General features: G+C 55.5%; 12 protein-coding genes. 9 read left to right on the top strand and 3 right to left on the bottom strand.

Features of this window, described 5'->3' with window-relative positions:
- Nucleotides 1-193: 193 nt before the first annotated feature.
- The gene (locus ACTVIM_RS14500; RefSeq protein ID WP_445612997.1) at nucleotides 194-1,354 is read right to left on the bottom strand and encodes a MalY/PatB family protein; all 1,161 of its coding nucleotides are present in this window, start codon (nucleotides 1,352-1,354) and stop codon (nucleotides 194-196) included.
- 83 nt (nucleotides 1,355-1,437) lie between these two features.
- Here ACTVIM_RS14500 and ACTVIM_RS14495 point away from each other — a divergent pair, with 83 nt between their 5' ends.
- The 4 genes from ACTVIM_RS14495 (at nucleotide 1,438) to yugI (ending at nucleotide 4,810) form a co-directional block, all read left to right on the top strand.
- Nucleotides 1,438-1,704 (top strand): DUF1871 family protein, encoded by a 267-nt coding sequence (locus ACTVIM_RS14495; RefSeq protein WP_445612996.1) that lies wholly within the window; start codon nucleotides 1,438-1,440, stop codon nucleotides 1,702-1,704.
- Nucleotides 1,705-2,119: 415 nt separating this feature from the next.
- Nucleotides 2,120-2,620 (top strand): Lrp/AsnC family transcriptional regulator, encoded by a 501-nt coding sequence (locus tag ACTVIM_RS14490; RefSeq protein WP_033843172.1) that lies wholly within the window; start codon nucleotides 2,120-2,122, stop codon nucleotides 2,618-2,620.
- Nucleotides 2,617-3,789, top strand: coding sequence for an aminotransferase (locus tag ACTVIM_RS14485; RefSeq protein ID WP_033018718.1), 1,173 nt, complete (start codon nucleotides 2,617-2,619; stop codon nucleotides 3,787-3,789). Before ACTVIM_RS14490 ends, ACTVIM_RS14485 begins: the two co-directional genes overlap by 4 nt.
- Nucleotides 3,790-4,444: 655 nt before the next feature.
- Nucleotides 4,445-4,810, top strand: coding sequence for a S1 domain-containing post-transcriptional regulator GSP13 (yugI, locus tag ACTVIM_RS14480; RefSeq protein WP_033018717.1), 366 nt, complete (start codon nucleotides 4,445-4,447; stop codon nucleotides 4,808-4,810).
- Between the two features lie 162 nt (nucleotides 4,811-4,972).
- On the opposite strand, the gene ACTVIM_RS14475 is transcribed toward yugI, so the two are convergent.
- On the bottom strand, nucleotides 4,973-5,206 hold the full coding sequence (locus ACTVIM_RS14475; protein ID WP_144976101.1) for a DUF378 domain-containing protein: 234 nt from the start codon (nucleotides 5,204-5,206) through the stop codon (nucleotides 4,973-4,975).
- 157 nt (nucleotides 5,207-5,363) lie between these two features.
- On the opposite strand from ACTVIM_RS14475, the gene ACTVIM_RS14470 reads away from it, so the two are divergent.
- The 3 genes from ACTVIM_RS14470 to ACTVIM_RS14460 all read left to right on the top strand — a co-directional run bounded on the left by ACTVIM_RS14470 (nucleotide 5,364) and on the right by ACTVIM_RS14460 (nucleotide 8,895).
- The gene (locus ACTVIM_RS14470) at nucleotides 5,364-6,527 is read left to right on the top strand and encodes an iron-containing alcohol dehydrogenase (RefSeq protein WP_445612995.1); all 1,164 of its coding nucleotides are present in this window, start codon (nucleotides 5,364-5,366) and stop codon (nucleotides 6,525-6,527) included.
- A 273-nt stretch (nucleotides 6,528-6,800) separates the two neighbouring features.
- On the top strand, nucleotides 6,801-8,150 hold the full coding sequence (locus ACTVIM_RS14465) for a glucose-6-phosphate isomerase (protein WP_445612994.1): 1,350 nt from the start codon (nucleotides 6,801-6,803) through the stop codon (nucleotides 8,148-8,150).
- A 340-nt stretch (nucleotides 8,151-8,490) separates the two neighbouring features.
- Nucleotides 8,491-8,895, top strand: a complete 405-nt coding sequence (locus tag ACTVIM_RS14460) for a YugN-like family protein (RefSeq protein WP_445612993.1) — start codon at nucleotides 8,491-8,493, stop codon at nucleotides 8,893-8,895.
- Here the strand turns inward: ACTVIM_RS14460 and ACTVIM_RS14455 are convergent.
- Nucleotides 8,892-9,887, bottom strand: a complete 996-nt coding sequence (locus ACTVIM_RS14455; RefSeq protein ID WP_445612992.1) for a potassium channel family protein — start codon at nucleotides 9,885-9,887, stop codon at nucleotides 8,892-8,894. The genes ACTVIM_RS14460 and ACTVIM_RS14455 overlap by 4 nt on opposite strands.
- Before the next feature lie 113 nt (nucleotides 9,888-10,000).
- Between ACTVIM_RS14455 and ACTVIM_RS14450 the strand changes: the two genes are divergently transcribed.
- Both ACTVIM_RS14450 and ACTVIM_RS14445 read left to right on the top strand, forming a co-directional pair.
- Nucleotides 10,001-10,198 carry an H-type small acid-soluble spore protein gene (locus ACTVIM_RS14450; RefSeq protein WP_033019306.1) on the top strand — a complete coding sequence of 66 codons (198 nt, stop codon included), beginning with the start codon at nucleotides 10,001-10,003 and terminating at the stop codon, nucleotides 10,196-10,198.
- A gap of 643 nt (nucleotides 10,199-10,841) precedes the next feature.
- Nucleotides 10,842-14,063, top strand: a complete 3,222-nt coding sequence (locus ACTVIM_RS14445; protein ID WP_033844507.1) for an efflux RND transporter permease subunit — start codon at nucleotides 10,842-10,844, stop codon at nucleotides 14,061-14,063.
- The last annotated feature ends 399 nt before the right edge of the window (nucleotides 14,064-14,462 follow it).

Below are 14,462 nucleotides of genomic sequence, written 5' to 3'. Positions count from 1 at the left end.
GTAGGAGAATGAGTGCAAAACAGGACCGATGCATCAGGATTTTTCTAATTGAGGATCTGTTCGAGCCGCTCCCTGTTATGAATATACCGCTGACGTTTCGCTTTATGTATCACAGGCAGCCGCCTAGTGACTCCCTTTGGTGAACAAAACGTCCGCGGAGGGAGCGGCTTACCCAGACAGACGTCAGCCAGCGTTAGCGGAGCGCAGCCGCCAACCGCCGCAGCCCTTCGTTGAGCGTTGGCCGTGGGCAGGCGACGTTCAAGCGGATGAAGCCGTCTCCTTCGGGGCCGAATTTGCGGCCGAACTCGACGGCGATTTGTCCTTTCTCCAAGAGCCGCCGCTTCAGTTCCGTTTCGGACAGGCCGAGGCGGCGGACATCGATCCAGACAAGATACGTCGCCTCGGGGCGGATTGGGCGCACCGTTGGCAGCTCGGCGGCCAAATAGGCTGCGGTGGCGTCGATGTTGGCCTGCACATACCGAAGCAGCTCATCGAGCCATGGTCCGCCATGGCGGTAGGCCGCCTCTGCGCCAACCACGGCGAACGTGTTCAACGTAAAAAACCCGTGTCGCTGTTGAACGCGGCGGAACGCCCGGCGCCGCGCCTCATCGGGAATGATCGCCTCGGCCGCCTGCAAGCCGGCAAGATTGAACGTTTTCGTCGGCGCGCGGAACGTGGCGCTCCACGCGGCCAACTCGGGGGAGAGGGAAGCAAACGGCACATGCCGGTGCGGCGGAAACGTCAAATCGGCGTGAATTTCGTCGGAAAGGACGAAGACGCCATGCCGCAAGCACAGCTCCCCGAGCTGCTTGAGTTCTTCGCCAGTCCACGATTTGCCGCCCGGGTTGTGCGGGTGGCAAAGGATGAGCAGTTTTGCTTTCGGTAGCTTCTCTTCCAAGTCGTTCCAGTCAATGGCGTAATGCTCTTCCGTCAGACGGAGCGGACTGAAGAGCAGCGTGCGGCCGTGACGGCGGACGAGATCGAACAGCGGTCGGTAGACGGGGGAGAAGACGATAATGCCATCCCCGGGCTCGGAAAAGGCTTCAATGGCGGCGGCGATCGCCGGCACGACGCCGGGGGCAAACGTGAGCCACTCCGGATCGATGCGCCAGCCGTGGCGGCCTTCAAGCCACTCGCACACCGCCTCCCGCAGCGAGTCCGGGACGATCGTGTAACCGAAAATTCCGTGTTCGATGCGCGCCCGCAGCGCGTCTTGCACCGCTTGCGGGGCTGGAAAATCCATATCAGCGACCCACATCGGCCATACTTCGTCATGGCCGAACACCCGCTTCGCGTCATCCCATTTCAACGATTGCGTTCCCCGACGGTCCACGACTTGATCAAATGAAAACATGACATCGTCTCCCTTCTTTTTTTTCGATGAATGGCTTATAATGAGTTATATCATATTTCCAGAAAGAAGGTGGATGGCGGCGCATGGACGGACCACTGCTCAATCAGCGGCTTCTTGAGGCGGTTGGCGCTTGGGATCCGTTTGGCTGCGGAAGCGATGCGTACGAGGTGGAAGCGGCGGATGTGCTTCAAGCCGTATATGACACGGATGACCCTCGCCTGCTTGCGGCCCGCATCCAGTCGATATATGAATTCGCTTTTGACCGCACCATTCCTTTTTATGATTGTTTGCAGCTAGCATGGCGGTTGCTCGAGTTGAAACGGGCAGCGTCCTGTTCGCCACCGGTGTGACGGACCGCTGCCGACAGGACGAGGCCATTCGCCTCGCGGTGGTGGGACAGTTTCACGTGCGTCCCCCTCGTTGCCTAGGAGTCCGGTGATTTCGTGTAAAACGCTGCTGGTCCCACCCATTTCTCAATGAGAGAAACTTTGCAGAATCAGCTTTCTTTTTTGAATGAAAATGCCTCCCATTGGTGTGCGGCAGCGGTTTTTCACCGGCCTTCTAGGAGGCTGGTAAAAAACGGTTGTATCTCTTGAACCATGGGGGAACGTGTGAAAGGCGCTCCTGATGCGACAAGGCTTATCCATTTGAGAAACGGGTTTGATCAGCGGCTTGCCCCTTAAATCACCGACATTCTAGGGCGGGCCTGCACCAAGCGGGGCAGATGGTCGATGATGAGAAACGTTTGCGACGGAGGGATTGGACATGACATTGAGTGACAAAGAGCTGGAAATTGTCAAAATATTAGAAAAAGACGCCCGCACGCCGATGGAAGTGTTGGCCAAAATGGTCGAGTTGCCGGTTGAGGAGACGGAAAGGCTCGTCAAAAAGCTGGAAGAAGCAAAAGTGATCGTTCAATATACGGCGCTTGTCGACTGGCGGAAGGCCGACGGTCATGAAGGGGTGACCGCGATGATCGATGTGAAAGTAACCCCGAAGCGCGGCGTCGGTTTTGATGAAGTGGCGGAGCGCATTTACCGGTTTCCGGAAGTGAAATCGGTATACTTGATGTCGGGCGCTTACGATTTGTCCGTGGTCATTGAAGGGCGGTCGATGGCGGAAGTCGCCCATTTTGTGTCTGAGAAGCTGTCAACGCTTGATTCCGTCATTTCGACGACCACCCATTTCATTTTGAAAAAGTATAAGCACGATGGCATTGTCTTTGATCAAGGAGACCAAGATCGCCGCATCGTGGTGTCGCCATGAAGCCGCAAACACGAAAAACGTATGTGTCGGAGACGGTCGCCCAGTTGAAGCCGTCCGGCATCCGCCGCTTTTTCGACCTCGCTTCGAGTCTGGAGGGCGTCATTTCCCTCGGCGTCGGCGAGCCGGACTTTGTCACGTCCTGGAGCATCCGGGAAGCGAGCATTTTGGCGCTCGAGCAAGGCTATACGTCCTATACAGCGAACGCTGGCTTGCCCGAACTGCGTCAAGAGATCGCTGCCTATTTGCGCCGCAAGTTTCGGGTTGAGTATCGTCCGGAAACGGAAGTGCTCGTGACGGTGGGGGCGAGTCAAGCGCTCGATTTGGCGCTGCGCGCGATCGTGAATCCGGGCGATGAAGTCATCCTCATCGAGCCGAGTTTTGTCGCTTACGAGCCGCTGGTGGTTTTAGCTGGCGGCAAGCCGGTGGCGGTGCGCACATCCGGCGCCGATCGATTTCGGCTTGACCTGACGCAGCTGGAGCAGGCAGTCACCGCCCGGACGAAGGCCGTCATCGTTTGCTCGCCGAACAATCCGACCGGGACGGTGCTCAGCCGCGCCGAGCTTGATGGCTTGGCTCGCCTCGCACAAGCGCATGACTTGTTGGTCATCGCCGATGAAATTTATGCCGAGCTGACATACGAAGGGGAGTATACGAGCATGGCGGCCGTCGCGGGCATGCGTGAGCGGACGATTTTAGTCTCCGGCTTTTCGAAAGGATTCGCGATGACCGGTTGGCGGCTTGGGTTCGCCGCCGCGCCGGAAGAGCTCCTGCAAGCGATGTTGAAAATTCACCAGTATGCGATGATGTGTGCGCCAACAATGGCGCAATATGGGGCGCTGGAGGCGCTTCGCAGCGGGGAGCGGGACGTAGCCGAGATGCGGAATAGCTATCGCCGCCGCCGCAATTATTTCGTCGCCTCGCTCAATGAAATGGGGCTGCCGTGTCACTTGCCGGGCGGAGCGTTTTATGCGTTTCCGTCCATTCAGCCGACCGGGTTGACATCCGAACAATTCGCTGAGCGGTTGTTGTTGGAAGAAAAAGTCGCGGTCGTCCCGGGCAACGTCTTTGGCCAAAGCGGGGAAGGCTATATTCGCTGTTCATACGCTTCATCGCTGGAGCAGCTGCAGGAAGCGTTGAAGCGAATGAAACGGTTTTTGGCCCGCTTGTAGTTGGCGCTGCGCCATCCGTTCATTCGAGATATCGAAAACGGGTGAAAAACGAGGACACTGGCGAAGTCGATCGAGCTGGTGGAGAAGAGAAAGAACGTTTGGTCAAAGTGGTTCCATTGGCGAGAACGGGATTGGTTGATGGGCCCGCAAGATGTTTCAATTTGAGAACCGCGGTTGGCAACGCCATTTTTTCTTCCATCCCTGTTTCGAGGGGAATGCGGCTTGGCCGTCTCAACAGTCTAAACTGTGGGAGTTGGGCTACACCTTGTCTCATCGGGCTATACGTACCTAGCCGACGCCCCGTCACACGAATATTTTGTCTTTTTTGAGGGGGAGACTGCCTTTTGGGTCAGTCCCCCTCTTCCGTTGCTGTATAGACGTGCTGACTGCTTCTGCGGCGCGATAGGTTGTGCTTATCTCCAAGGCAGACAGCCTTTTGGGTCAGCCCGATTCGGGGGAGGAGGTCTGTGCTTCGGCAAGCTTCTTTTTTTCTGGCGCTGTCTTCCGTTTTTTGCCCCTTTGTCTGCTTGCGAAGGTCGGCAGTCTTCGGTCGTCCCTTTGGTCGCGTTAGTTTCGCCCCGTCTCGGTTGGGTTTGGCAGTTTGGTTATGTTATAATACAGAAACGATGACATTTAACCAATAGGAGTGTTTCGCTTGTCAACGATAAAACGAGGAGCGATCGTGAAAGGGAAGGTGACGGGCATTCAGCCGTACGGCGCGTTCGTCCAGCTCGAGGGCGGCACGCAAGGGCTGATCCATATTTCGGAGATTTCGCATCAATTTGTCAAAGATGTGCGCGATTATGTCAGTGTTGGTGATGAAGTGACCGTCAAAGTGCTCGATGTCGATGGGAAGACGGGACGGGCGAGCCTGTCGTTAAAGGCGCTCGAACCGAATCGAGAGAAGACAAAGCGCCATGTGCGCATCAAAATGCCGCTCGGTTCGGGGTTTCGCCCGTTGAAGGAAAAGCTGCGCGAGTGGATTGAACAGTCCAAACGAGAAGAAGGGCCGAAACCGTAAAGTGGGTGCCGCCGTTTCGGCCGCGCGTTCTCCCGCGGTCAAAGGGAGGCTTGCCTCGCCAAGCCGCGCGCCTTGCTCGGTTGAACAGGTGCGGCGCTTGCGCTTGGGGCGGCAAAAGAAAAAGACACCCACCGCCAAGCGGTGAGCGTCCCCAACGGTTTTTTATGTGCGCGTCACTTTTGGCTCGGTGCGCCCGAGCTCTTCGGCTGGCTTAAATAGCAGCGCCAAATTGATCAGCCCGGCGATGCCGACCAGACTGTAAATGATGCGCGACCAAACCGAGTTCTGGCCGCCGAAAATCGCGGCGACGAGGTCAAATTGGAAAAAGCCGATTAGTCCCCAGTTAATCGCGCCAATAATCGTCAACAATAGCGCAATGCGCTGCAAAGCTCCCATGTTTGTCTGCCTCCTTTGGAAACGTATTGGATTCCATCCATTCACTAATAGCATGAATCGAAGCGGCGAAAAATATGCACGGCGGCCTGCGCAGGCAAATAGCTTTACAAAGGATGAGAGATGCCGCCATAATGGAGGCAAAAGGAGGACGATACATATGCAAAATTTTATCTTCCACAATCCGACGAAACTCATTTTCGGAAAAGGGCAACTCGAACGGCTCAAAGAAGAGGTGCCGCGCTATGGCCGAAAAGTGCTGCTTGTCTATGGCGGCGGCAGCATCAAACGAAACGGATTGTATGAGGAAGTCATGAAGATGTTGGGAGAGATTGGCGCTGACGTCGTCGAACTGCCGGGGGTGGAGCCAAACCCGCGCGTTTCGACTGTCAGAAAAGGGGTGGACATTTGTCGCCGAGAAGGGATTGAGTTTTTGCTCGCCGTTGGCGGCGGCAGCGTCATCGATTGCACAAAAGCGATTGCCGCCGGCGCGAAATTTGCTGGCGATCCGTGGGACTTTATCACGAAAAAAGCGGCGGTCACTGGCGCCCTGCCGTTTGGCACCGTGCTTACGCTGGCGGCGACCGGTTCGGAGATGAACTCCGGCTCAGTGATCACGAACTGGGAGACGAAAGAAAAATACGGCTGGGGCAGCCCGTTTACGTTCCCGCAATTTTCCATTTTGGATCCGACGTATACGATGACCGTTCCGAAAGACCATACGGTTTACGGCATCGTCGATATGATGTCCCATGTGTTTGAGCAATATTTCCACCATACGCCAAACACGCCGCTTCAAGACCGGATGTGCGAAGCGGTGTTGAAAACGGTGATTGAAACGGCGCCGAAGCTGATCAACGATTTGGAAAACTACGAGCTGCGCGAAACGATCATGTACGCGGGCACGATCGCCTTAAACGGCTTCTTGCAAATGGGCGTGCGCGGCGACTGGGCGACGCATAACATTGAACACGCGGTTTCGGCGGTGTACGACATTCCGCATGCTGGGGGCTTGGCGATTTTGTTCCCGAATTGGATGAAGCATGTGCTCGATGAAAACGTCAGCCGTTTTGCCCAGCTCGCGGTGCGCGTCTTTGATGTCGATCCGGCCGGCAAAACGGAACGCGATGTGGCGCTTGAAGGCATCGAGCGGCTGCGCGCGTTCTGGTCGAGCCTTGGGGCGCCGTCGCGGTTGGCGGATTACGGCATCAATGATGAGAATGTGGAGCTCATGGCCGATAAAGCGATGGCGTTTGGCGAATTCGGCCGTTTCAAAACGTTGAACCGCGATGATGTGCTTGCGATTTTGCGCGCCTCCCTGTAACGGGGCGCCGCGGTCGTAGGTTGATGGATCAAGGCGCCGGCTTGGCGGTGGCACCCGTCTCGAGCCGGCGTTTTTCACATGGGCCGAGCCGGCTGCTCGGGCGCGAGAGGAGCGCCCCAACGCGGGATGATGGCGGGATGGGAGAAAGGACACCGGCGCGGCGAAAATTGTCAAAGCTGAATCCGTTTCCAAGGAGGAGCGCCGCTTGATTTCCCTTGTCCGTTCGGCTAAAGTGAAAGAAGGCAATGAACATTGAAGGGGAGGCGGGAATGGATGACCCATATTCGTTTTGATTATTCCAAAGCGCTTGCCTTTTTTGGCGAACACGAACTGACTTACTTGCGCGATGCCGTGAAAGTCGCGCACCATTCGCTCCATGAAAAAACCGGCGTCGGCAGCGACTTTTTAGGGTGGCTTGACTGGCCGGTCGACTATGACAAAGACGAATTCGCCCGCATCAAACAAGCGGCGAAAACCATTCAATCGGACTCCGATGTCCTGCTTGTCATCGGCATCGGCGGCTCGTACCTTGGCGCGCGCGCCGCGATCGAGATGCTGCACCATTCGTTTTACAACGCTTTGCCGAAAGAGAAGCGGCAAACGCCGCAAATCATTTTTGTCGGCAACAACATCAGCTCGACGTATATGAAAGACGTCATCGATTTTCTCGAAGGAAAAGATTTCTCGATCAACGTCATTTCCAAATCGGGGACGACGACGGAGCCGGCGATCGCCTTCCGTATTTTCCGCAAGCTGCTTGAGGACAAATACGGCAAAGAGGAAGCGCGCCGCCGCATTTACGCGACGACCGACAGCAAACGTGGGGCGCTGCGGACGCTGGCCGATGAGGAAGGATATGAAACGTTTGTCATTCCGGACGACATCGGCGGCCGCTATTCCGTGTTGACGGCGGTTGGGCTGCTGCCGATTGCCGCAAGCGGCGCAGACATCGACGCCATGATGGAAGGCGCGGCCAAAGCGCGCGACGATTTCAGCTCCTCGGAGCTGGAGGAAAACGCCGCTTACCAATACGCGGCCATCCGCAACATTTTGTACAACAAAGGGAAAACGATCGAGCTGCTCGTCAACTATGAACCAGCGTTGCACTATTTCGCCGAATGGTGGAAGCAGCTGTTTGGCGAAAGCGAAGGGAAAGACCAAAAAGGCATTTATCCGGCTTCCGCCGATTTCTCGACCGATTTGCATTCGCTCGGCCAATACATTCAAGAAGGGCGCCGCGATTTGTTTGAAACGGTGTTGAAACTCGAGGAGCCGCGCCATGAGCTGATCATTGAGGCCGAGGAAAACGACCTCGACGGCCTGAACTATTTGGCCGGAAAAACGGTTGATTTCGTGAACACGAAAGCGTTCGAAGGGACATTGCTCGCCCATACGGACGGCGGTGTGCCGAACTTGGTCATCACCTTGCCGAAACTCGATGAATACACGTTTGGCTACCTCGTCTACTTCTTTGAAAAAGCATGCGCCATGAGCGGCTATTTGCTTGGCGTCAACCCGTTTGACCAGCCGGGTGTCGAAGCGTACAAAAAGAACATGTTCGCCCTTTTGGGCAAGCCAGGCTATGAGCAGCTGAAGGAAGAGTTGGAAAAACGGTTGAACTAGCCTCACGGTTTGCACGGCTGATTCGAACGGATGAGTGCGACCCGAACAACGCCTCTTCTCCTTTCACTAGGGGGAAGGGGCGTTAGTTGTTTTTCGCCCTTCTGCCTCGCTGACGGCGATCTGTTGAAGGAAGAGGGGGGCAGCTTGCTAGGTCCGTTGTTTTTACAGCTTTGCGGCCGGAACAAGTAGCCTGCATGGTCACGCGGCGGATCATCCATTGTTGTTTCGCCTCCCGTTAGGTTGAGAAAATCTGTCCATTTTTCGCCAAAAGGCAACGGCCAGATCAGGCAAATAATTGTTTCCAAACGGGAAACGATAAAAGGAAAGGAGGGGATTGTGGATGATTGAAATTCCGTCGAGGCTGGAAGGAAAACAGTTTTCGTTGCATCAGCTCGAGCAAACACTCAAGCCGCTCGGCTATGAGATCGGCGGCGGTTGGGAGTATGACCACGGCTATTTTGACTATAAAATCGCCGACCATTTAGGCTACCAATTTTTGCGTGTGCCGTTTCAAGCGGTCGATGGGCAGCTCGATTCGCATGGCACAACGGTCGAGCTCGGGCGTCCGTTTTTGCTTGCCCATAAATATCAGCGCGGCATCGATGATTTTGCGGATGTGGGCAACCTTACGGCGTCGTTCGACCAGTTTGCTGAACCGCAAGACCCGGATGCGACCGTTCCAGAGCCGTTGATTTCCGTCGGCAACGCGCTCGTTCAAGAGTTGGAGCGCCGCCTGCTCGATTAAGAAACGAGCACGAACAGGCGGTCGTCTTTTTCAATCAGGCGCTGCGGCCGGATGGATAGGCTTCCGCTATCCCCGCAAACGACGCCAAGCAGCGCGATGTGTTGGGCGAGCAGCTGCTGTTGGACAGCGGCGAACGGCTGGCCGATTTGCTGCTCGGTTGGAGGGAGAAGGCGCAGTGTTTGTTCACCGAAGCGGCCCAACATCCGTTCGAGCGCGCTAGCCGTTCCGGGCGAGTAGAGGCTAGCGGTCATGGCGGCGCTCGCCAACAAGTTAGTTTGGATCACTTCATCCGCTCCGGCGCGAAACGCGTTCGGGACATGGCGGGCGGTCAAGATTTCTACGATGGCATACACGGACGGATTGAGGCTCTTGGCGGCCAGCAATGCAACGATCGTATCGCGGTCGGCTTCCTCTTCCGTTTTATGCGGATCGGCGGTAATCAGCACAAAGCGGGCATGGCCGAGGTTCGCTTTTTCAAGGACAGCATCGTCGTGCGCCGCCCCTTTAATGAAGTGGACGGGAATGTGCGGAAGCGGATGGGACGGCACCGTGGCGTCAATGAGGACCACGCGCGACGGCGGGTCTTGTTCGGCCAAACGCAGCAGCATTTCCCGCGCCCGTTCGTTCCAGCCGACTATAATGATATGCCCGTGTTCTTTGTACGCTAGCTGTCCGTTCGTGTGTGCCGTTTCCCGCGTGGCGGCGGCAGCTGACACCGAGGCGAAATAGGCGCCGATAATGCCGGTGCCGACAGCAATCAGCACGATGGCCGCCAGTTTCCCAGCAACGGTTTCCGGAACGATATCGCCATAGCCGATCGTCGCTGCTGTCACGATCGCCCACCATACACCGTCAAACATCGTGCGGAACGTTTGCGGTTCAATGAGGGGCATGAACGCTCCAAACACGATGATCGTGGCGCTGGCCGTGACTAGCAACCGAAGGGCGGTTGACATTCGCCAATAGGAAACAAGCCAACTCCTTACCTTCATGTTCATCCCTCACTTCAGCGATTTCTTCTTTAGTGTGGACGGTTTTGGCATAACCATTCCTGTTTCTTCTCATACTAGGAAATGAACGATCCATGGAAAGGGGACCATCGGTTATGGACATGAACCGTGTGAAACAAATCGTTTCATCACCGGCGGATATTCCCGTTTACTACAACGGGGTGTCGGTCTGGATTGACGGGTATAACGAGGAAACGCAGATGGTGACCGTTCATTTGCGAGACGGTCGCCTTCATGAACGCCGGGATGTGCCAGCGGCTGAGCTGGAAGAAAAGGAAACAGCAGTCGACTGAGCAAATGGACGGCAAGCGCCGGTGCGGCGGCTTTCTTTTCGGGGCGCCGCCGCGATGACTTCGTTTTCCTTCTCATCGAAACAACGCGGAGCGTAACAGCGGTTTTCCGTCTCGAATCCGCCCTCGCATGACAAGAGGGTGGATTTTTGTGTTTTCTGTGAAAATTGCTGCACTAGCGCGTAATTTTTATCCACGGGTCGAGGGCAGGCCACGCTGCCCATGGATCTTTCTGTGAAAATGCCGGCCTGACGCGGATTTTTATGCCTAGGTGGAGGGTAGATCGCTGTCCATGGAAACTTTCCGTGAAAATGCAGGACCGGCGCGAGGTTTTCATCCCCGGGTGGAGGGCGGATCGCTTGCCTATGGAACGTTTCCTTGATTCTCGAACGATTGAATCCTAACGGCAGCTTAAACCGTAATGGAAATCGGGCGTTGGTACATGACAAAAGGAGGAGGTGGTGTGATAAGCTGGAATGCAAAGAAGATCGTTTGTCAGCGAGTGGGAATGAAACGGTGCTTTTCCGTTTCCAAGGAAGGGGATTCGTATTTTGACAAATGACTAATTGGTCAATTAGTATATAATTTGTGACCATATAGTCAAGAGGTGTGAAGCGATGAGGATGGACGTAAGGAGGAGAAACGGGTGAGGAGCATCATTCAATTTTCGCTTAACAACAAGCTCGCTGTTTGGATTTTGACACTTATTGTCGCCGTGGCTGGGCTGTATTCAGGAGTAGGTATGAAGCTTGAGACGATTCCGAACATCAACGTGCCCTTCATTTCCGTCTCGACAGTGTATCCGGGAGCGACGCCGGAGGAAGTGGATAAGAAGGTGACACAGCCGATTGAGCGGCAGGTGGAACATTTGGACGGCGTCACAGCGGTCCGCTCCTCTTCTTTTCAGAACGCGTCATTTGTGCAAATTGAATATGATTTTGGCAAGGATATGGGAACGGCGCAAAATGAAGTGAAAGAGGCGCTCAGTCATTTACAGCTGCCTGACGGGGTGCAAGAGCCGGACGTGTCGCGGATCAGCTTTTCGGCGTTTCCCGTCATCTCATTGAGCATTACCGACCGCCACCGCTCGCTGGCCGAACTGACGAAGATCGTCGAGCGTGAGATCGTCCCCGAGTTAGAGGGCATCGACGGCGTTGATTCGGTGGAGGTCGCCGGCCAACAAATGCAAGAAGTGAACATTCGTTTTGATGAACAGAAGTTAAAGCGGTATGGGCTGACTGAACAATCGGTCATCAATGTTATTCAAGCCTCGGCCGTTTCTCTTCCACTCGGCTTGTACACGTTTGGCGATACGGAAAAATCGGTCGTCATTGACGGTCGCATCGCAACGATCGACGACTTAAAAGCGCTCCGCATTCCGATCGTTTCGGGGGCTGGGGCGGCGCCGTCGCCGGTGGTTGGCGCCGAAGTCGAGGGTCGCGGGCAAGGAAGCGCGATCGACGGGCAAGCCGGGGGCCAAGGAGCTGCGGCTCTAGCGCCGGGTGCCGGTTCCGGTCCCCAAGGGCGGGATGCGCGAGGGGCGGAAAACAGCGCGGTTGGTCAAACGGGTCGATCTGCGGCTATTCCTTCCGTTCCGCTGAGCGAATTGGCTGAAGTGAAAGTCGTTGCCAAAGCCGAATCGATTTCGCGGACGAACGGCAAGCCATCGATCGGCGTGCAAGTGGTCAAGGCGCAAGACGCCAATACGGTGACGGTCGTCAACGCTGTTAAGGAAAAGAGCAAAGATCTTGAAAAACGCTTTGACGGCTTGCGCATTATCACGGTGTTTGACCAAGGCAAGCCGATTGAAGATTCGGTGAACACGATGGTGGACAAAGCGGTGTTTGGTGCGCTGTTTGCGGTCGTTGTCATCTTCCTGTTTTTGCGCAACATTCGCACGACATTGATTTCGGTCGTATCGATTCCGCTGTCGTTGCTGATGGCGATTTTGTTGCTGCGGGAGATGGATATTACTCTCAATCTGATGACGCTCGGCGCCATGACGGTGGCGATCGGCCGTGTGATAGACGATTCGATCGTCGTGGTGGAAAATATTTACCGGCGCATGACGCTGCCCGGCGAATCACTTAGCGGGAAAGAATTGATCGCTTCGGCCACGAAAGAAATGTTTATCCCGATCGCGTCATCGACGATTGTGACGGTTGCTGTCTTTTTGCCGCTCGGATTGGTCAAAGGAATGGTTGGTGAATTGTTTTTGCCGTTTGCCCTGACGATTGTGTTCGCCTTGCTTTCTTCGCTGCTTGTCGCCGTCACCGTTGTTCCGGCGCTCGCTCACTCGCTGTTTAGCAAGGGAGTTGCTGCGAAGGACGTTCGTGTGCGGGAGCGGAAACAGACGTTAGCGTTCTGGTACAAACGGGTGCTTCGCTGGTCGCTCGATCATAAGTTCATTGTCAGCGGCACGGCGGTGTTGCTTTTGATCTCCAGTTTATTCCTTGTTCCGCGTGTCGGCGTCAGCTTCTTGCCGTCTGACGAGCAAAAGATGATTGTCGTCACGTACAGCCCCGCCCCAGGACAAACGGTCGATGAAGTGGAGCGCATCGCCAAAGAGGTAGAATCGTTTTTTGAACAGCGCCAAGGGGTCAAAAACATTCAACTTTCTGTCGGCGGGGGCAATCCGATGAATCCGGGGCAAGATCACGCGGCGTTGTTTTACGTCGAGTATGACCACGATGTGAAACGGTTTGCCGAAGAGAAAGAACGGGTGATGAAGGCGCTTGATGAGCGCAAAGACAAAGGAGAATGGCAAAGTCAAGACGCCTCGAGTTCAGGGACATCAAACGTTCTCGAGCTAAACGTGTATGGAAGCAGCATGGAAGAAATTGAACCGATCGTTCGCCAAGCGGCCGATCTGTTGCGCGGCCATGAGGAGCTGGTGAACGTGAAAACGAGCATGGCTGCCCGCTTTGAAGAATATACGCTTGCCGCCAACCAGAACAAACTGAGCGAACTAGGGCTGACGGCGGCACAAGTGGCTGCCGCTTTGTCCGAAAAAGGTGGACGCCAAGCGATTGCGACGGTCAAGCAAGATGGTGAAGACCTCAGCGTCTACCTTGCCGATGAAAACAAGCGGTACGCGGATATTGCCGATTTGCTGGAGAACACGATCACGTCGCCGCTTGGTATCGAAGTGCCGATCAAAGATCTCGTGACGGTGAAAAAAGGGTATACGTACAGCGAAATTGAACGGGATGACGGACGAGTGCACGCGAGCGTGTCGGCGGAAGTAAAAACGAAGGATGTTGCAGCGGTGTCAGCGGCCGTACAGAAAGAACTCAAGCGACTCGACTTGCCGTCGGGAGTCGATATTCAGATGGGAGGTGTGACTGAAGACATTCAAGAATCGTTTACCCAGCTTGGGTGGGCGATGCTCGCTGCTGTAGCGATCGTTTATTTTGTATTAGTTGTGACATTTGGGGGCGGATTGGCGCCGTTTGCGATTTTGTTCTCGCTGCCGTTTACTGTCATTGGGGCCTTGCTCGCCTTGTTCGTTTCCGGTGAGACGATCAGCGTATCGGCGATGATCGGCATGTTGATGTTGATTGGTATCGTGGTTACGAACGCCATCGTTTTGATTGACCGTGTCATTCATAAAGAACGCGAAGGACTGTCGACGCGCGAGGCACTTTTGGAAGCGGCCGGTACGCGGGTGCGCCCGATTTTCATGACGGCGATTGCCACGATCGGCGCTTTGCTTCCGCTCGCAGTAGGAATGGAAGGTGGCGCGTTGATTTCGAAAGGGCTCGGAGTGACCGTCATCGGCGGGTTGACGAGCTCAACGTTGCTGACGTTAATCATCGTCCCGATCGTTTATGAGACGTTGATGAAATGGCGGAAAAAAAGGGCGTAAGGAAGCGGGGAGTCGGCCGTCTGGGGACGGATGGCGCGGCAGGTGGAGGAAGTCTTTTGCCCATCGGCGGCCGCTTCGCTTCCTTGCTCTGACGTCATCGGCTTCTTTGGGTGGCTTGTGTTGGTTGGATAGAAGAATGGGGGGTTCGCCACGCCACATCGGCTCGTGGGCGAAAACAAGAACGGCGTGAGTCTGGCCTGGCCACATTCACGCCGTTTTCGTTTTTGTGAGGGTTCGTCTTGGCAAGGAGGCTCGGTTGGCGAGTCTTTCGTTGCCTGTCGACTTTGTCGCCAGAAACGGGCAAGGTCGGCTAGAGAAATGGAATGGGCGGGCCCTTCGCCACGGTGCTTGGCTTTCCGACGAAACCAAAAACGGGACGCTTTTGCCGGGGTCGGAAAT

The sequence above is a fragment of the Geobacillus sp. YF-1 genome, assembly GCF_052692335.1.
This window is presented reverse-complemented; position numbering and strand designations above follow the sequence as displayed.

Excerpts from the sequence above, each read along its gene's own strand:
- ACTVIM_RS14500 (WP_445612997.1), bottom strand. The coding sequence starts at position 1,354 with ATGTTTTCATTTGATCAAGTCGTGGACCGTCGGGGAACGCAATCGTTG.
- ACTVIM_RS14495 (WP_445612996.1), top strand. The coding sequence starts at position 1,438 with ATGGACGGACCACTGCTCAATCAGCGGCTTCTTGAGGCGGTTGGCGCT.
- ACTVIM_RS14490 (WP_033843172.1), top strand. The coding sequence starts at position 2,120 with ATGACATTGAGTGACAAAGAGCTGGAAATTGTCAAAATATTAGAAAAA.
- ACTVIM_RS14485 (WP_033018718.1), top strand. The coding sequence starts at position 2,617 with ATGAAGCCGCAAACACGAAAAACGTATGTGTCGGAGACGGTCGCCCAG.
- ACTVIM_RS14475 (WP_144976101.1), bottom strand. The coding sequence starts at position 5,206 with ATGGGAGCTTTGCAGCGCATTGCGCTATTGTTGACGATTATTGGCGCG.
- ACTVIM_RS14470 (WP_445612995.1), top strand. The coding sequence starts at position 5,364 with ATGCAAAATTTTATCTTCCACAATCCGACGAAACTCATTTTCGGAAAA.
- ACTVIM_RS14465 (WP_445612994.1), top strand. The coding sequence starts at position 6,801 with ATGACCCATATTCGTTTTGATTATTCCAAAGCGCTTGCCTTTTTTGGC.
- ACTVIM_RS14460 (WP_445612993.1), top strand. The coding sequence starts at position 8,491 with ATGATTGAAATTCCGTCGAGGCTGGAAGGAAAACAGTTTTCGTTGCAT.
- ACTVIM_RS14455 (WP_445612992.1), bottom strand. The coding sequence starts at position 9,887 with ATGAAGGTAAGGAGTTGGCTTGTTTCCTATTGGCGAATGTCAACCGCC.
- ACTVIM_RS14450 (WP_033019306.1), top strand. The coding sequence starts at position 10,001 with ATGGACATGAACCGTGTGAAACAAATCGTTTCATCACCGGCGGATATT.